The sequence below is a fragment of the Corynebacterium sp. 335C genome (assembly GCF_053525695.1).
In genome coordinates this window covers 22,374-39,194 of record NZ_JASTTB010000001.1, presented here as the reverse complement: position 1 = coordinate 39,194, position 16,821 = coordinate 22,374, and the positions used below count along the sequence as shown (strand labels likewise).

Below are 16,821 nucleotides of genomic sequence, written 5' to 3'. Positions count from 1 at the left end.
GCGTCAGCGGAACATCCCGGCGATGGCGCCCAGCGCCGATCCCGAGCCGGACAAGGGGTTGTCGTTGACCATGTAGGTCCACGTCGACGTCGGGCGGCCGAGGCCCTCGGCCTCGAAGTCGACGCCGTCCGCCGTCACCTCGACGGAGGAGAACGTCCGCACCGCGTCGTCGACGGCGCCGGCGGCCAGGCCCTTGAACGCGGCGATGGCGGCGCGGTGGAACTCATCGATGGGGCTCTCCTTCGCCAGGGCCCGCAGGTGCACCGACTCCCGCAGATCGTCGAGCGCGGCGATGTGGTCGGACCAGCCGCGGTCGAGGTGGTGCAGCATGATGCCGCGCGCCGCCGCCCGGGCGTTGTCCTCCCCGGCGATGCGCTCGACCTCGGCGGCGCGCTCCGGGGCGCGAGCCGACAGCTCCTCCCACGCCAGGTCGGTGACGAGCAGCCGTTCGCGGCGCTCGTCGAGGATGGCGCGCTGGTCGCCGATGAGCTTGTTGTACTTCCACGTCGTGGCGTGGATGGACAGCATCGTCGCCTCCGTCACCCGCTGCGCGCGGTCGACGTACGACGACGCCTTGGGATCGTCGATGAAGCCGTCGTCGTCGGGCGTGACGACGAGCTCCTCGCCGGCGCCGCCCTCGCGCACCACGTCGTCGTCCAGCGCCACGAAGAACACCGACGAGCCCGGGTCGCCCTGGCGCCCGGCGCGGCCGCGCAGCTGGTCGTCCAGGCGCGCGGTGCGGTGGCGGCCGGTGCCGATGACGCAGAGGCCGCCGAGCTCCACGACCTCGTCGCGGTCGGCCTCGTCGGCGCCGCCGAGGCGGATGTCGGTGCCGCGGCCGGCCATCTGGGTGGAGACGGTCACCGTGCCGGGGCGGCCGGCCTCGGCGATGACCGCGGCCTCCGCCTCGTCGTTCTTCGCGTTGAGGACGTTGGACTCCACGCCCTCGAGCACCAGCGCGTCGGCGAGGCGCTCGGACTCGGCGACGTCGCGCGTGCCGACGAGCACCGGCCGGCCCGTGGCGTGCATCTCGACGATCTCGCGGACGACCGCGGCGAACGAGTCGTCGGTGGTGGCGTAGACGCGGTCCGGGTGGTCCTCGCGGATGCACGGCACGTTCGGCTCGACGACGGAGACGCGCAGCCCGTAGAACTCGCGGAACTGGTCGCCGGCGGCGACCGCCGTGCCCGTCATGCCGCAGGTGACCGGGTAGCGGCCGACGAGCTGCTGGATGGTTAGGGTGTCCAGGACGCGGCCGCCCTCGGTGACGTCGAGGCCCTCCTTCGCCTCCACCGCGGCCTGCAGGCCGTCGGGCCAGCGCTGCAGGTCGGCGACGCGGCCGCGGGAGCCGTCGACGAGCGCGACCTTCCCGTCGCGGACGATGTAGTGGACGTCGCGCTGCAGCAGCTCACGGGCGTGCAGCGCCACGTTGACCTGGGTGAGGGTGGTGCCGACGTGGGCGGAGTCGTACAGGCTGCCGATGTCCAGCAGCCGCTCCACGCGGCGGGCTCCGGTGTCGGTGAGGAAGACGTTCCGGCGGCCCTCGTCGACGGTGTAGTCCGCGCCGGGCGCCAGGCGGGAGACGATCTCGGTGATCTTCCCGGTGGGCGCCGCGCCCGGCTCGGAGCCGGCGAGCACCAGCGGCACCAGCGCCTCGTCGACCAGCGCCGAGTCGGCCTCGTCGATGATGGCGACCTTCGCCGGGGACATGACGCGCTCCGCGACGTCGAGGGCCCCGCGGTCGCGCAGCACGTCGAAGCCGAGCTCGTTGACGGCGACGAAGACGACGTCGGCGGCGTAGGCCTCCCGGCGGGCGTCCGGGCCGTCGTGCTCGCCGACGGCGGCGGCGGTGAGCCCGAGCGCCGTGAAGACGGGGCCCATCCACTCCGCGTCGCGGCCGGCGAGGTACGAGTTCACGGTGACGCAGTGGACGCGCTCGCCGCGCAGCGCGAAGCCGGCGGCGGCCAGGGCGCCGGAGAGGGTCTTGCCCTCGCCGGTGGCCATCTGCACGACGTCGCCCTCCAGCAGGCGCAGCGCGCCCTGCAGCTGCACGTCGAAGGGGCGCAGGCCGATGGCGCGGCGGGAGACCTCCCGCAGCGCGGCCAGCAGCTGCGGCGCCTCCTCCCGGTCGGCGCGGGCCCGCTCGGCCAGCTCCGCGTCGGTGAGCGCCCGCAGCTCCTCCTCGAGGGCCGCGGCCTCCTCCACCAGCGCGACGCTGCGCTTCTGGTCGCGCCCCTGCTTGCCGCCGAGGGCCCTCCAGAACCAGTTCATGCGCCCCACGCGCCACTCTCCCATCCGTCTGCATGTCGGTCGCCGGCGGCGGGCCCCCGGGCGGGGGCGCCGCCGGCACGCGGTTTTCCCAGCCTAACGCAGTCCGTCCCGGCGCCGTCGGCGGCGCGGTAACGTCGGGCACGCCGCGCCGGGCGGGAGCCCGGGCGACGACGCGGCGGACCCGACACCACGACCCCCCCCCCGAGGAGCATCACGATGGCCGACTCCGGCTTCATCCCCACCGCCGACCTGGTCGACGAGATCGGCGCCGACGTGCGCAGCTGCGACCTGCAGCTGCGCGACATCGGCGGCCGCGTCGAGTTCCACGGCCCCGTCACCACCGTCCGCTGCTTCCAGGACAACGCCCTGCTGAAGTCCATCCTCGGCGAGGACTCCGACGGCGGCGTCCTGGTCATCGACGGCGCGGGCTCCCTGCACACCGCGCTGGTCGGCGACATCATCGCCGCCCTCGGCCGCGACCACGGCTGGGCCGGCGTCATCGTCCACGGCGCCGTCCGCGACTCCGCCGTCATCGGCACGATGGAGGACTTCGGCTGCAAGGCGCTGGGCACCAACCCCCGCAAGTCCACCAAGACCGGCGAGGGCGAGCGCGACGTGCCGGTGAGCTTCGGCGGCGTCGTCTTCCGCCCGGGCGACCACGTCTACTGCGACTCCGACGGCATCGTCGTGCGCTGACGCGCAGGGGCCGCGGCGGGGGCCGTCGTCACGCGACGGCGGCGACCCGGCGGCGGCCTCACCATCCGCGCCCGGCGCGGGCCCCCTGACGGGAGGGTCCGCGCCAGGCGCGGCCGTACCATGGGGGTGCGCGGGCGCCGCGCGTGCCGCCCGCGCGAGGGAGGTGCGCCATGACCCGGATCCGCCCGCCCGCCGTCGCGGGCCTGTTCTACCCCGCCGACCCGGACGAGCTGCGGGCGACGGTCGACGGACTGCTCGCGGCCGCCGCGGGGCACGCCGCCGGACGCGAGGGGGACGGCGGAGACGCCCGCCCGGGGTCGCACGAGGGCGCGCGCCCGGTTCCCCTCCCCGCTCCCCGCGCCGTCGTCGCCCCGCACGCGGGACTGCGCTACTCCGGCGGGCTCGCCGCCATCGCGCTGAACGAGGTCGACTGGTCGCGCGCCACCCACGCCGTCGTCTGCGGCCCCGCCCACCGCGTGCCCGTGCGCGGCGTGGCGCTGCCCGGCGCGGATGCGCTGCGCACCCCGCTGGGCGACGTACCCGTGCCGGCCGACGTCGTCGACCGGCTGCGGGAGGAGCTCGGCGATCTGCTCGTCGTCTCCCCCGGCGTCCACCGCGACGAGCACTGCGTGGAAGTCGAGCTGCCGCTCATCCAGATGCTCGCGCCGGGGCTGCCCGTGGTGACGCTGGTCGCCGGCGACGCGACGCCGGAGCAGATGGCGCGTCTCGCCGCGGCGGTGCTGGCGGACCCGGGTGCGGTCTACGTCGTCAGCACCGACCTGTCGCACTTCCTGCCGCAGGAACAGGCGAGGCGCGTCGACGACGACACGCTGGACCGCGTGCTGCGCCTCGACGGTCCGCTGCCGCCGCGCCGGGCGTGCGGCGCGGTGCCTCTCAACGGCCTCGTGGCGCATGCGCGCGAGGCGGGCCTGGCCCCGGAGCTGCTCGCCGCGCGGACCTCGGCGGACGTGCCGGACGGGGATCCCCGCCGCGTCGTGGGCTACGCCGCCCTGCGGTTCGACGAGCTCGGCACGCGGCTGCCCGCGGTGGCCCGGGCCGCGATCGCGGAGGCGCTCGGCGCGGGTTCCGCGGATGCGCGTGACGACGGCACCCTCCCCGGCGCGGACCCCGCCGCGCATCTCCCCGCCCATCCGTGGCTCGCGGCGCCGGGGGCGGCGTTCGTGACGCTGACCGCCGGCGGACGGCTGCGCGGCTGCATCGGCTCCCTGGAGCCGCGGCGGCCGCTGCTGGACGACGTCCGCGCCAACGCCGTCGCCGCCGCCGTCCGCGACCCGCGGTTCCCGCCCCTGACGGCCGGGGAGCTCGACGGCGTGTCGGTGGAGGTCTCCGTGCTGACCCCGCCGGAGCCGGTGCCCGGCGTGCGGTCCGCGGCGGATGCCGCGGCGGCGCTGCGCCCCGGCGTCGACGGCGCAACGCTGACGGCCGGCGCCCGGCGCGGCACGTTCCTGCCCCAGGTGTGGGAGCAGCTGCCGGAGCCGCGGGACTTCGTGGACCGGCTCGTCGTCAAGGCGGGCCTGCCCCCGGGCACGTGGCCGGAGGGCGCGCGCCTGGAGCGCTACGGCGTGAGGGCGTGGTCGGAATGACCGCCGCTCCCCTCGCCCCCGCGCCGGGCGCCGGCGTACCCGCGTCCGATCGCCGCACCGCGCGCTGGTGGAGCCGCGACGGCGACCGCCTGCGCTGCGACCTGTGCCCGCGGCGCTGCCGCCTGCGCGACGGGCAGCGCGGCTTCTGCTTCGTCCGCGCCCGCGAGGGCGACCGGATCGTGCTGGACACGTGGGCCCGCTCCTCCGGCTTCTGCCTGGACCCGGTGGAGAAGAAGCCCCTCAACCACTTCCTGCCCGGCACGGCGGTGCTGTCCTTCGGCACCGCGGGCTGCAACCTGGGCTGCCGGTTCTGCCAGAACCACGACATCAGCACCGCCCGCGACATCGACGCCGTCGCGCAGGAGGCGACGCCGGAGGCCATCGCGGACGCGGCGGTGCGGGCCGGGGCATCGGCGGTGGCGGCGACGTACAACGATCCGATCATCTTCGCCGAGTACGCCATCGACGTCGCCCGCGCCTGCCGGGCCCGCGGGGTGCGGACCATCGCGGTGACGGCGGGCTACATCGAGCCGGCGGCGCGGGAGGAGTTCTTCGGCGCCTTCGACGCCGTCAACGTGGACCTGAAGGCGTTCACGCCGGAGTTCTACCGGAAGCTCACCGGCGGCCGGCTGGAGGTCGTGCTCGACAACCTCCGGTGGCTGGCGACCACGGACATCCACCTGGAGATCACCACCCTCGTCATCCCGGGGCGCAACGACTCCGACGCGGAGCTGCGCCGCATGTGCGACTGGGTCGTCGCCGAGCTCGGCCCGGAGACGCCCCACCACTTCGGCGCCTTCCACCCCGCCCACCGCATGACCGACGTGCCCGCCACCCCGCCGGAGACGCTCGCCCGCGCCCGCCGCATCGCCCTGGAGGCCGGCGAGCTGTTCCCCTACACCGGCAACGTCCACGATCCGGAGGGCGGCACGACGCGGTGCCCGGGCTGCGGGAGCGCGGTCATCGTCCGCGACTGGTACCGGCTGCTGCACTGGGGGCTTGACGACGCGGGCCGCTGCGGAACCTGCGGATGCCGCGTGCCCGGCACGTGGGAGGCGCGGCCGGGGACGTTCGGGCCGCGGCGCATCCCGGTGAGGATCGGCCGGTGAGCGGCGGATGGGCGCCACGCGGCGGCGTCGACTTCGGCGTCGACGTCTCCGAGTGGCAGGACGGGCTGCCGCTGGCCGCGGCCGCCGACGCCGGCATGCGCTTCGCCGTCGTCCGCGCCTGCGACGGCACGTACGCCGACCGCTGCTGCGCCTCGCACATCGCCGACGCGCGGGACAACGGCCTGGAGGTCTCGTCCTACTGGTACGTCCGGCACACGTCGGAGGGGACGACGTTCGCGGAGCAGGCCGGCGTCGTCATGCGGCAGCTGCGCGGCGCCGGGGCGGAGGACGCCCCGGTGTGGCTGGACTGCGAGACGCCGGCGCGGCTGACCGCCGATGACGTCCACGCCGCCGCGGACGCCCTGCGCGCCGCCGGCGGGCGCGTCGCCGGGATGTACACGATGCGCTCCTACTGGCGGTGGCGCCCCGCCCCGGATCTCGGCGGGCTGTGGCTGGCGCAGTGGCCGGGCGGGGCCGGCTATCCCGGCGACGGCCACCGGGCCTGGCGGCCCTTCCGGGGCACCTCGCCCGGGATGTGGCAGTTCACCGACTCGGCGCAGCTGGCCGGGTTCGCCGTCGACGTCAGCGCCCGGCGCGGGGCGTGACGGGTGCCGTCGTCACGCGATGACCCGGTGACCCGGACGGCGGGCGGAACCCGCGGCGGCGGCGACCCGGGCGGCGCTGCCCGGGCATGCGAAACGGCCCCGGCGGGAAACCGCCGGGGCCGTGCGTGGTCGGACTGACAGGATTTGAACCTGCGACCCCCTCACCCCCAGTGAGGTGCGCTACCAAGCTGCGCCACAGTCCGCCGCCGTCGACCGGGTCGAACCCGGTCGGCAACCCCCGTAGATTACAACACCGTCATCCGCTCTGGCCAATCCCCAGGTCACGCGCCATCGGGGTGCGGCGCGGCCGCCGGGACCGCCGCTACTGCAGGCGGATGACGATCGGGGTGTCGGTCGAGACGACCGAGCCCGCCGACGGCTCGATGGACGCCACCGTGCCGGTCAGGTTCGTCAGCGTCGACGTCGGGGTGCCCTGCGCGTCGTAGACGGTGATGTCCTGGAAGCCCAGGCGGCGCAGGTTCAGCTCCACCTCGCCCGGGGACTTGCCGACGGCGTCCGGGATCTGCTGCTCCGTCACCTCCGCGCCGGGAAGGCCCGGGATGGCCGGCGGGTTCTCCCGCAGCGACTCGACCTCCTCGCGCAGCCCGTCGAGCTGGTCCTGCAGCGGGTTCTCCGTCGGCGTCGACTCCGTGGTCGTCGGCGTCTCCGACGTCGTCGGCGAGGGCGGAGCCTCGGAGGTCGTCGGCGCCGGCGTCGTGCCCTCGCCGGAATCGCGGGAGGAGACGAACCAGAACAGCAGGGCCAGCACCGCCACGATGGCGACGATCCCGACCACCGCGGTGGTCGCGCCGCCGCGGCCGCGGCCCCGATCACGGTCGCGGCCCCGGCGATCCCGGCGGTCGTCGTAGCCGTCGTAGTCGTCGTACCGGTCCCCGCGGCCGTAGCCGGGGCCCCGGTCGCCGGAATGCCCGTAGCCGCGGTCGTCCGGCCGGCCGTAGCCGCGGTCGTCGTAGCCCTGCTCCTCCGGCGTCAGCGGCGCCCAGTACTGGCCGCCGGCCGCGTCGCGGGACGGGGCCTGCGGCTCCGGGCGGGAGTAGGAGGCGCCGCCGGCGAAGTCGGCGTCGGCGATGCGCGTCTCCTCGTCCGGCCGGCCCCGGCCGATGAACTCGGTCGGGTTGTCGCCGGTGTTCGACCACGCGCGGGCGTCGCCGTGGACGCGCGTCGGGTCGTCGTCGCCCGGGACGTTCCAGGACCCGGCGCGCCCGACGTGGCGGGTGGGCTCGTCGTCGCCGGGGAAGCGGCCGGTGCGGTTGTCGGCCATGATCGTCGTCTCCTCGTGGTGGACATGGTCTCGGGCGGCGGGGCGCCGCCCGTTCGGCCCATCCACTGTGCACCGGATCACCCCGGCAAGGCAATCGGCGCCCCTCCCGGCACGATGACCGGGAGGGGCGCCGGGCGGGCGGCCGCGGGGCCGGGCGGGTCCCGTCGGAAAGCGGACGAACCCGGGCCCCGTGCGTGCCTACTTGCGCTTGCGGCGCTCGCGCACGCGCACCGCGATGCGCACCGGGGACCCGGCGAAGCCGAACTCCTCGCGCAGCTTGCGCTCCAGGAAGCGGCGGTAGCCGTGCTCCAGGAAGTGCGTCGTGAACAGCACGATCACCGGCGGGCGCGTCGACGCCTGCGTCGCGAACAGCACGCGCGGCAGGCGGCCGCCGCGCATCGGCGGCGGGGTCTGCTGCAGGATGCCGCGCAGCCACGTGTTCAGGCGCGAGGTGCTGATGCGGGTGTCCCAGCTCTCCAGGGCCTCCAGCATCGCCGGTTCGAGCTTCTGCACCGCGCGGCCCGTCTTCGCCGAGATGTTGACGCGGCGCGCCCACGGCACGTGCGACAGCTGGAGGTCGATCTCGCGCTCCAGCAGCTCGCGGCGGTCCTCGTCCATGAGGTCCCACTTGTTGTAGGCGACGACGAGGGCGCGGCCCGAGTCGAGGATCATGCGCAGCACGCGCTGGTCCTGCTCCGTCACCGGCTCCGAGGCGTCGACGAGGAAGATGCACACCTCGGCGGCGTCGATGGCGGCGCGGGTGCGCAGCGACGCGTAGTACTCGTGGCCCTGCGCCTGGCGGACCTTCTTGCGCAGGCCCGCCGTGTCGACGAAGCGCCACAGCGCCCCGTCGAGCTGCACCAGCGAATCCACCGGGTCGACGGTGGTGCCGGCGACGTCGCTGACGACGGCGCGCTCCTCGCCCGTGATCTTGTTCAGCAGGCTCGACTTGCCGACGTTCGGCTTGCCGACAAGCGCCACGCGGCGCGGGCCCGTCGGCTGCGCGGCCGCGCGCGGCACGTCCGGGAAGTTGCGGACGACCCAGTCCAGCACGTCGGCGTTGCCCCGGCCGTGCAGCGCGGAGACCGGGTGCGGCTCGTCGAGGCCCAGCGACCAGAACTCCGCCACGTCGCCCAGCTGGGCGTCGGACTCGAACTTGTTGGCCACCAGGATGACCGGCTGGTCCGCCTTCTGCAGGCGGCGGGCCATCACCTCGTCGGTCGCGGTGACGCCGACGGTGGTGTCGACGACCATGATGATGACGTCCGCGGTGGCCATGGCGTTCTCCGCCTGGCGGGCGATCGCGGCGTGCATGCCCTTGGCGTCCGGGTCCCAGCCGCCGGTGTCCTGCACCCAGAAGCGGCGCCCGGCCCAGTCGCCGAGGTAGCTGATGCGGTCGCGGGTGACGCCCGGGAAGTCCTCCACCACGGCCTCCCGGCGGCCGATGAAGCGGTTGACCATCGTCGACTTGCCGACGTTCGGTCGGCCGACGATGGCGACCGTCGGCAGCGCCTCCTCCTCGTCGACGTCGCCGCCGAGCGCGGCGAACGCCTCCTCCAGCGCGTCCCAGTCCTCGTCGTCGCCGAACGCGCCGGCCTCGGCGCGGGCGATGGCGTCGTCGATGACGTCGGCGTGGTCGGCCAGCGCGCGGTCGAGCACCGCGTCGGAGTCCTCCGGGGCGTCCGGCGCCGGGGCGTGCTCCGCCCGGCGGACCTCGTGGGCCTCGGCGCCGTCGACGTCGCGCGGGGCGCCGACGGCGGAACCGGCGGCTGCGGTCGTCGTGGTGCCGGCGCCCGTGGCGGCGACGGCGCCGTCGGCCGCGCCGGCATCGGCCGCGCCGGAGCCGGCATCGTCGCCGACGTCCTCCCCGCCGTCCTCCTCCGCGTCATAGAACAGGCCCGGGTAGGCCTCGTCGACGACGTCGAGGATGCGCTCGACGACCTCGTCGATGGCCAGCTCGGAGGTGTCGAGGATGACCGCGTCGTCGGCCGGGCGCAGCGGCGACGCCGCGCGGCCGGAGTCCAGCTCGTCGCGGCGCACCACGTCGGCCAGCACCTGGTCGAAGTCCGCGTCGCGGCCGGCGGCGACGTCCTGGTCGTACCGGCGGCGGGCCCGGACCTCGGCGGAGGCGGTCATGTAGATCTTCGCCGGGCAGTCGTCCAGCACCACGGTGCCGATGTCGCGGCCCTCGACCACGCAGCGGCCCGCACCGCGGGCGAGGCTGCGCTGCAGGGCGACGAGGTTGGCGCGGACCTCCGGGATGGCGGAGACCGCGGAGACGTTGCGGGTCACCTCGGCGCCGCGGATCTCGGAGGACACGTCCTCCCCGTCCAGCAGCACGGCGGTCGACCGCGGGTCGTCGGAGACCTCCATCGGCAGGTCGGCGGTCGCCTCGGCGACGGCGGCGGCGTCGGCGGGGTCGACGCCGCGGCGCAGGGCCCACAGCGTCGCGACGCGGTACATCGCGCCGGTGTCCAGGTACTTGGCCTCCAGCTGCTCCGCGACGAGGCGGGAGACGGTGGACTTGCCCGTGCCGGACGGGCCGTCGATGGCGACGAGGACGGCCTCGGTGGCGTCGTCGGTCATGCGATCCTCCTCGTGGATCCGGTCGGCGGCCGTCACAGGCCCACCGCGTTGTACAGGGACGTCAGCTCGGCGCGGTTGAGGGCGCGCAGGGCGCCCGGCGTCTGCTCGCCCAGCTGGACGGTGTGGATCTTCGTGCGCACCAGGCGCTCGACCGGGAAGCCGGCGGCCTTGAGCATGCGGCGGACGATGTGCTTGCGGCCCTCGTGCAGCTCCACGCGCACGATGGTGCGGCCCTGCCACACGTCGATGATCTGGGCGAAGTCGGCGCGCGCGGGGCCGTCCTCCAGCTCCACGCCCTCCTTCATCAGGCGGGAGCAGTCGGCCTTGTCCATCTCGCCGACGACCGTCGCCAGGTACGTCTTCGTGACGTTGTAGCGGGGGTGCATGAGGCGGTTGGCCAGCTCGCCGTCGTTGGTGAGCAGGATGAGGCCCTCCGTCTGGGCGTCCAGGCGGCCGACGTGGAACAGGCGCTGGCCGGAGGCCAGCCGCTCGTCGATGATGTCGCCGATGCAGGGCCGGCCCTGGTCGTCGTGCAGCGTCGACTGGACGCCGCGCGGCTTGTTGAGCGCGAAGTACTGCTTCGACTCGTCGACGATGACGCGGGAGCCGTCGACGCGGATGACCTGCGTGTCCGGGTCGACGCGCACGCCCTGGCGGGTGACGATCTTCCCGTCGACCTCGACGCGGCCCTGCTCGATGAGCTTCTCCGACATGCGGCGCGAGGCGACGCCGGCCTGGGCCAGGACCTTCTGCAGGCGGACGCCGTCCTCGCCGCCGCCGCGGCGGCGCGGCTTGTCGTCGCGGTCCACGTGCTGGTGGCGGGCGGGCCTGGCCTGGGAGACGTAGATGTCGGCGGCGCGCTGGGCGCCGTGGCGCTCGCGGTCGCGCCGCGACTGCTCCTCGCGGCGGCTCGCGCCGCCCGTGTTCTCCGGTGTGCCGTCTCGGCGAGCGGGTGGGGTCACGTCATGTCCTTCTTCGAGGGGTTGATGCGGTTGCCGAGTCTACTTCCCCGGCGCTCCCCTCCCCAACCGGAGAACGCCGCTGACCCGCGGCATCGGCCCGCCGCGCCACGGCCGCGGGCGAGGCGGCCGGCGAGGCGGCCGGCGCGGCGGCCGTCGTCACGCGAACGCGAGGGCGACCCGGGCGCCGGCCCCTACGACGCGAACCACCCCGGCGCCTCGGCGGGGAACCGCTCCCGCGGCCACGCGCCGGAGCCGGCGGGGATCCACGCGCGGACGGGCACGCCGGTGACGGCCGGCAGGTCGTCGGCGTTGCAGCGGGTCGCCAGATCGGGTTCGGCGGGCAGGGATCCGCCGATGAGGCCGACGCACTCCAGACCGCGGCGCTCCAGCTCGCGGACGGTGAGCTCCGCGTGGTTGAGGCTGCCGAGGCCCGTCGACCACACGACGAGGACGGGCGCGCCGAGCTCGGCGGCCAGGTCGGCGATGGTCCACTCCGCGATGCGGACCAGAAGGCCGCCGGCGCCCTCGACCAGCACCGGCCGGCCGTCGTCGAGCTTCCCGATGCGCCGGGCCGTCTCGCCGAGGTCGAGCAGCTCCACGCCGGCACGGCGGGCGGCGGTCGCCGGCGCCGGCGGCTCCGGGTAGCGCGCGAACTCGTGCAGGTCGTCCACGCCGGTCAGGCGTGCGACGGTGGCGAGGTCGCCGGAGCCCTCGGACTCGCCGGTCTGCGCGGGCTTGACGACGCGCGGCGCCCGGCCCTCCGCCAGCTCGCGCGCGGCGAGGGCCGCCGTGGCGACGGTCTTGCCGACGTCGGTGCCCGTTCCCGTCACGATGGTGATGCTCACCGGTTCCGCTCCTCCTCCGCGATGGCCGCGATGGCGCGGCAGATGGCGGCGACGTCGTCGTCGCCGCTGACGAACATGGGCATGGCGTAGACCAGCTTCCCGAACGGCCGCAGCCACACCCCGGCGTCGACGCAGGCGGCGGTGGCGCGGCCCATGTCGACGGGCCGCTCCATCTCCACGACGCCGATGGCGCCGAGGACGCGGACGTCGGCGACCCCGTCGGTTCCGCGCAGGGGCTCGAGGCCCCGGCGCAGGCCGGCTTCGATGCGGGGCACGTCGTCACGCCACGCGCCCTCGCGCACCAGCCCCATCGCGGCGTGGCCGACGGCGCAGGCCAGCGGATTGGCCATGAAGGTCGGGCCGTGCATGACGCCGCCGTGGGCGCGGGAGATGGCCTCCGCGACCTCGGCGGTGGTGATGGTCGCCGCCAGCGACATGAACCCGCCGGTCAGCGCCTTGCCGACGCAGAGGATGGCCGGCGTCGCCCCGGCCGCCGAGGTGGTGAACAGGTCGCCGGCGCGGCCGAAGCCGGTGGCGATCTCGTCGGCGATGAACAGGATGCCGCGCTCGTCACACAGCCGGCGCACGCCCGCGACCAGCTCGTGGTCGTGGAAGCGCATGCCGCCGGCGCCCTGGACGACCGGCTCGACGATGACGCCAGCGACCTCGTCGGTGACGCATCCCGCGAGGTGATCGAGGTAGGCGGCGCGCTCCTCCTCCGAGGCGCCGCGGGCCGGGGGCCGATCGGCGAAGACCTGCTCCGCCAGGGGCCCGCGCCACAGCGAGTGCATGCCGCCGTCGGGGTCGCACACGCTCATCGGGGCGAAGGTGTCGCCGTGGTAGCCGCCGCGCCAGGTCAGCAGCTTCGTGCGCTCCGGGGGCCCGGTGGCGCGGGCGTACTGCAGCGCCATCTTCACCGCGACCTCGACGGAGACCGAGCCCGAGTCGCTGAAGAAGACCTTCTCCAGCGGCCCGTCGGTCATCTCCACCAGGTCGCGGGCCAGCGCCACGGCGGGCTCGTGGGTGAGGCCGCCGAACATGACGTGGCTCATCCGCCCGATCTGTCCGGTCGCGGCGGCGACGAGGCGCGGGTGGGAGTGTCCGTGGGCGGCGGCCCACCAGGAGCTCATGCCGTCGATGAGCTCGCGGCCGTCGGCGAGGCGGATGCGGACGCCCTCGGCGGACTCGACCGGCAGCGCGTCCACGGTCCCGGGCATGGGGCCGTAGGGGTGCCACACGTGGGCCCGGTCGTAGGCGGCGATCTCCTCCGGGGTCATGCGGGGAGGCACGGGAGAGGTCATGGGATCCACCGTACTGAACGGCGATCATGACGCGGCCGCGACTACGCCCGAACGGCGTTCAATGCAGGTCGCGGGCGGTGGACCGGCGCCACCGCCGGCACCACCGCGGGTGCGCGCGCAGACGCCGCGGCTCCGGCGGGCGCCGCCCCGCGGGAGGCCCCGCGCTACGGCTCGTCGATGAGGTCGACGTCGGGCAGCAGCGGCGCCAGATCCGGCAGGGCGTCGAGGCTCTCGATGCCGAGCAGCTCGAGCAGCAGGGGCGTCGTCACGTACAGGTGCGCGCCGGTGGACGGGTCCTCCCCCTGCTCCGCGACGAGCCCGCGGGCGTGGAGGGTGCGCATGACGCCGTCGACGTTGACGCCGCGGACGGCGGAGACCTGCTGGCGGGTCACCGGCTGCCGGTAGGCGACGACGGCGAGGGTCTCCAGCGCCGCGCGCGACAGGCGGGTCTGGGTGCCGTCGAGGAGGAACGCCTCCACCGCCTCGGCGTGGTCGGGGCGGGTGTAGAGCCGCCAGCCCTCGGCGGTCTCCCGCAGGTCGAAGCCGGCGCCGCGCTCGTCGAACTCCCGCCGGATCCCCTCCAGAGCCTCCCGCACGTCGGACGGGTCGGCGCCGAGGGCCCTGCCGAGGTCCGCGGGGGCGACGGGGTTGTCGACGACGAGGAGGATGGACTCCAGGCCGGCGCGCAGCGGGTCGATCGGGGGCAGGCTCATGCGGGTGAGCCTACAACGGGGACGCCCCCGCACCGGGAGGGTGCGGGGGCGTCATTGCGGTTGCTTTGCGACGGTTCCCGCCGCGGCGGCGTCAGCAGCAGCGCGCGCCGGGGTTGGCGGCCTCGTCGGCGTGGCGGCGGCGCCAGTACTCGCGCTCCGTCGGCACCGGCTGGTCCGGGTGGTGCAGGCGCAGGTGCTCGCAGTACCGGGCGTAGTCGTGGTCGCCCATCAGCTCGCCGAAGTACCAGGCGACGCCGCGCAGGGCGCTGAGGACGGCAGCCATGTCAGGCCCCCTTCCCGGCGCCGGGGGCGCCGTCGCCGTGCGCGTGCGCGTGGCCGTCGTCATGCGCGTGGCCGTCGTCATGCGCGTGGTCGCAGGCCTCGCCCGCGGCGTGGTCGTGCACCAGGCCGACCGCGGCGGCGTCGGCGTGCGTGGCGCGGCTCGCGCGCCGGAGCGCCTCGTCGTCGAGCGCGTCCCACTGCGCCTGGATCTCCTTCTCCACCGGGGTGGAGGCGAGGCCGCGCGGGGCGAAGAAGCGCGACGGGACCTCCGGGTCCTCGTGGACGTCGACCTCGCGGCCGGACGCGGCGCCCTCGCGCAGCGCGCGGACGATGACGATGACGCCGACGATGACCACCAGCAGCGTGACGCCGGCGAAGATGATGGACAGCGTGCCCTGCACCGCGGTGTTGCGGATGACGGCGGCGACGTCCTCCGGCGACTTGTCGCCGATGACCTTCGGGTCGCCCGCCTTGTAGGCGGCGTGCAGCGCCCAGTAGCCGATCTTCGTGTCGGGGCTGAAGATCTTCTGCCACGACGCCGTCATCGTGACCACCAGGTCCCACACCAGCGGGATGCCCGGGATCCACGCCCACTTGACGTGGCCCTTCTTGATGACGACGACGGTCACCAGCGTCAGCGCCATCGCGGCGAGTAGCTGGTTGGCGATGCCGAACAGCGGGAACAGCATGTTGATGCCGCCCAGCGGGTCGGTGACGCCCATGATGAGGATGCCGCCCCAGGCGCCGCAGACCACCAGGGACGCGGAGATGTTGCCCGGCGTCCAGGACTGGTCCTTGAACTTGCCCAGGCCCGGGATGTTGCCGACGGCGTCGGTGAGCATGAAGCGCGCGACGCGCGTGCCGGCGTCGACGGTGGTGAGGATGAACAGCGCCTCGAACATGATGGCGAAGTGGTACCAGAACGCCTGCAGGGCGTCGCCGCCGAACACGTCGGCGAGGATCTGGGACATGCCGAACGCCATCGTCGGCGCGCCGCCGGTGCGGGAGACGATGGACTCCTCGCCGACCGCCGCCGCGGCGGCGCTCAGCTGCTCGGCGGTGATGCCCGGGCCGGTGAGGCCGAGGCCGTTGACGTACTCGGCGGCGGTGGCGGCCTCGCCGCCGGTCAGCGCCGCCGGGGCGTTCATCGCGAAGTACAGGCCCTGGTCCAGGATGACCGCGGCGCACATGGCCATGACGGCGACGAAGGACTCGATGATCATCGAGCCGTAGCCGATCATCCGAACCTGGGACTCCTTCTCCACCAGCTTCGGGGTGGTGCCGGAGGACACCAGGGAGTGGAAGCCCGACAGGGCGCCGCAGGCGATGGTGATGAACAGGAACGGGAACAGCTCGCCGGCGAAGACGGGGCCGGTGCCGTCGAGCGCGAACTTCGTCACGTCCGGCATCTGGATGACCGGGCGGGCGATGAGGATGCCGACGGCCAGCAGCACGATGACGCCGACCTTCATGAAGGTCGACAGGTAGTCGCGCGGGGCGAGCAGCAGCCACACCGGCAGCACCGACGCCAGGAAGCCGTAGCCGACCAGGGCCCACGCCAGGGTGAGCTTGTCCCAGTGGAACATCTCGTGCCAGACCGGGTCGGCGTTGACCCAGCCGCCGGCGACGATGGCCAGCACCAGCAGGACGACGCCGATGATGGACGTCTCGGAGACGCGGCCCGGGCGCAGGAAGCGCAGGTACAGGCCCATGAAGATGGCGATCGGGATCGTCATCGCCAGGGAGAACACGCCCCACGGGGACTCGGCGAGGGCGTTGATGATGACCACGCCGAGCACGGCGATGAGGATCATCATGATGACGAGGATGCCGATCATGCCGAAGAAGCCGCCGACGCGGCCCATCTCGTCGCGCATCATCTGGCCGAGCGAGCGGCCGCCGCGGCGGGTGGAGATGGCCAGCACCATGTAGTCCTGCACGGCGCCGGCGAACACGGCGCCGGCGACGATCCAGATGGTGCCCGGCAGGTAGCCCATCTGCGCCGCCAGGATCGGGCCGACCAGGGGGCCGGCGCCGGCGATGGCGGCGAAGTGGTGGCCGAACAGGACGCGGCGGTCCGTCGGCATGAAGTCCTTGCCGTCGTTGCGGATCTCCGCCGGGGTGGCGCGGTCGTCGCGCGGGCGGATGACCTTGTACTCGATGAGACGCCCGTAGAAGCGGTAGCCGATGATGTACGAGCCGACGGCGGCGAGCACCAGCCAGGTGGCGTTGACGGACTCGCCGCGGGCGAGCGCGATCATCGCCCAGCCGACGGCCGCGACGACGGCGATGACGCCGAAGACGAGCTTCTTGGCCCCCGACATCGGTCGGCGGTCGACGTAGCCCACCGGGGGCAGCGACGTGTCGGGCTGCAGCAGCTCGACGTCCTCGCGGCCCGGGGGCGGCGCGACGGATGCGGTCATGCGGGACCTCCTCCACGGAAGGCGGCGCGGCGTCCCATGTGACGGGACGGCACGCGCACGGATGAATAACAACGCATGGTTTTTAGCACGTCGCCGCAGCGTGTGGCGAGGATTTCGCGCAGCGTCGCGCGGTGCACGCCGC

13 protein-coding genes and 1 tRNA gene are annotated in these 16,821 nt (G+C 74.6%); 4 read left to right on the top strand and 10 right to left on the bottom strand.

All coding sequences use genetic code 11. The annotated features are described in order from the left end of the window. Positions 1–3 precede the first annotated feature (3 nt). On the bottom strand, positions 4–2,271 hold the full coding sequence (gene secA2 / locus QQS41_RS00185; protein ID WP_448851913.1) for an accessory Sec system translocase SecA2: 2,268 nt from the start codon (positions 2,269–2,271) through the stop codon (positions 4–6). A gap of 216 nt (positions 2,272–2,487) precedes the next feature. Between secA2 and rraA the strand changes: the two genes are divergently transcribed. The 4 genes from rraA to QQS41_RS00165 all read left to right on the top strand — a co-directional run bounded on the left by rraA (position 2,488) and on the right by QQS41_RS00165 (position 6,285). Then, positions 2,488–2,967 carry a ribonuclease E activity regulator RraA gene (rraA, locus tag QQS41_RS00180; protein WP_448850698.1) on the top strand — a complete coding sequence of 160 codons (480 nt, stop codon included), beginning with the start codon at positions 2,488–2,490 and terminating at the stop codon, positions 2,965–2,967. 170 nt (positions 2,968–3,137) lie between these two features. Next, positions 3,138–4,571 carry an AmmeMemoRadiSam system protein B gene (gene amrB, locus QQS41_RS00175; RefSeq protein WP_448850697.1) on the top strand — a complete coding sequence of 478 codons (1,434 nt, stop codon included), beginning with the start codon at positions 3,138–3,140 and terminating at the stop codon, positions 4,569–4,571. Continuing rightward, positions 4,568–5,680 carry an AmmeMemoRadiSam system radical SAM enzyme gene (gene amrS / locus QQS41_RS00170; protein ID WP_448850696.1) on the top strand — a complete coding sequence of 371 codons (1,113 nt, stop codon included), beginning with the start codon at positions 4,568–4,570 and terminating at the stop codon, positions 5,678–5,680. Before amrB ends, amrS begins: the two co-directional genes overlap by 4 nt. Next, positions 5,677–6,285 carry a GH25 family lysozyme gene (locus QQS41_RS00165; protein ID WP_448850695.1) on the top strand — a complete coding sequence of 203 codons (609 nt, stop codon included), beginning with the start codon at positions 5,677–5,679 and terminating at the stop codon, positions 6,283–6,285. Before amrS ends, QQS41_RS00165 begins: the two co-directional genes overlap by 4 nt. 126 nt (positions 6,286–6,411) lie before the next feature. Here the strand turns inward: QQS41_RS00165 and QQS41_RS00160 are convergent. From QQS41_RS00160 to QQS41_RS00120, 9 genes are all read right to left on the bottom strand, one after another. Beyond that, positions 6,412–6,488, bottom strand: a tRNA-Pro gene (locus tag QQS41_RS00160). A gap of 119 nt (positions 6,489–6,607) precedes the next feature. Continuing rightward, the gene (locus tag QQS41_RS00155) at positions 6,608–7,567 is read right to left on the bottom strand and encodes a PASTA domain-containing protein (protein ID WP_448850694.1); all 960 of its coding nucleotides are present in this window, start codon (positions 7,565–7,567) and stop codon (positions 6,608–6,610) included. 198 nt (positions 7,568–7,765) lie between these two features. Then, positions 7,766–10,153: a bifunctional cytidylate kinase/GTPase Der gene (gene der / locus QQS41_RS00150; protein WP_448850693.1), complete on the bottom strand. Its 2,388-nt coding sequence runs from the start codon at positions 10,151–10,153 to the stop codon at positions 7,766–7,768. Positions 10,154–10,185: 32 nt separating this feature from the next. Continuing rightward, entirely contained in the window at positions 10,186–11,001 is an 816-nt protein-coding gene (locus tag QQS41_RS00145; RefSeq protein ID WP_448851912.1) for a pseudouridine synthase, read from the bottom strand. 305 nt (positions 11,002–11,306) lie between these two features. Then, positions 11,307–11,960, bottom strand: coding sequence for a dethiobiotin synthase (gene bioD / locus QQS41_RS00140; protein WP_448850692.1), 654 nt, complete (start codon positions 11,958–11,960; stop codon positions 11,307–11,309). Next, on the bottom strand, positions 11,957–13,261 hold the full coding sequence (locus QQS41_RS00135; protein ID WP_448850691.1) for an adenosylmethionine--8-amino-7-oxononanoate transaminase: 1,305 nt from the start codon (positions 13,259–13,261) through the stop codon (positions 11,957–11,959). The genes bioD and QQS41_RS00135 overlap by 4 nt, the downstream gene beginning before the upstream one ends. Before the next feature lie 164 nt (positions 13,262–13,425). Continuing rightward, positions 13,426–13,974 (bottom strand): SMC-Scp complex subunit ScpB, encoded by a 549-nt coding sequence (scpB, locus tag QQS41_RS00130; protein WP_448850690.1) that lies wholly within the window; start codon positions 13,972–13,974, stop codon positions 13,426–13,428. Between the two features lie 91 nt (positions 13,975–14,065). Then, entirely contained in the window at positions 14,066–14,257 is a 192-nt protein-coding gene (locus QQS41_RS00125) for a YbdD/YjiX family protein (protein ID WP_448850689.1), read from the bottom strand. 1 nt (position 14,258) lies between these two features. Then, positions 14,259–16,679 (bottom strand): carbon starvation CstA family protein, encoded by a 2,421-nt coding sequence (locus QQS41_RS00120; RefSeq protein ID WP_448850688.1) that lies wholly within the window; start codon positions 16,677–16,679, stop codon positions 14,259–14,261. Positions 16,680–16,821 lie beyond the last annotated feature (142 nt).

Bases quoted from the DNA above. Each gene is read 5' to 3' on its own strand.
- secA2 (WP_448851913.1), bottom strand. From the start codon at position 2,271: ATGAACTGGTTCTGGAGGGCCCTCGGCGGCAAGCAGGGGCGCGACCAG.
- scpB (WP_448850690.1), bottom strand. From the start codon at position 13,974: ATGAGCCTGCCCCCGATCGACCCGCTGCGCGCCGGCCTGGAGTCCATC.
- QQS41_RS00120 (WP_448850688.1), bottom strand. From the start codon at position 16,679: ATGACCGCATCCGTCGCGCCGCCCCCGGGCCGCGAGGACGTCGAGCTG.
- rraA (WP_448850698.1), top strand. From the start codon at position 2,488: ATGGCCGACTCCGGCTTCATCCCCACCGCCGACCTGGTCGACGAGATC.
- der (WP_448850693.1), bottom strand. From the start codon at position 10,153: ATGACCGACGACGCCACCGAGGCCGTCCTCGTCGCCATCGACGGCCCG.
- amrB (WP_448850697.1), top strand. From the start codon at position 3,138: ATGACCCGGATCCGCCCGCCCGCCGTCGCGGGCCTGTTCTACCCCGCC.
- QQS41_RS00155 (WP_448850694.1), bottom strand. From the start codon at position 7,567: ATGGCCGACAACCGCACCGGCCGCTTCCCCGGCGACGACGAGCCCACC.
- QQS41_RS00125 (WP_448850689.1), bottom strand. From the start codon at position 14,257: ATGGCTGCCGTCCTCAGCGCCCTGCGCGGCGTCGCCTGGTACTTCGGC.
- QQS41_RS00135 (WP_448850691.1), bottom strand. From the start codon at position 13,261: ATGACCTCTCCCGTGCCTCCCCGCATGACCCCGGAGGAGATCGCCGCC.
- amrS (WP_448850696.1), top strand. From the start codon at position 4,568: ATGACCGCCGCTCCCCTCGCCCCCGCGCCGGGCGCCGGCGTACCCGCG.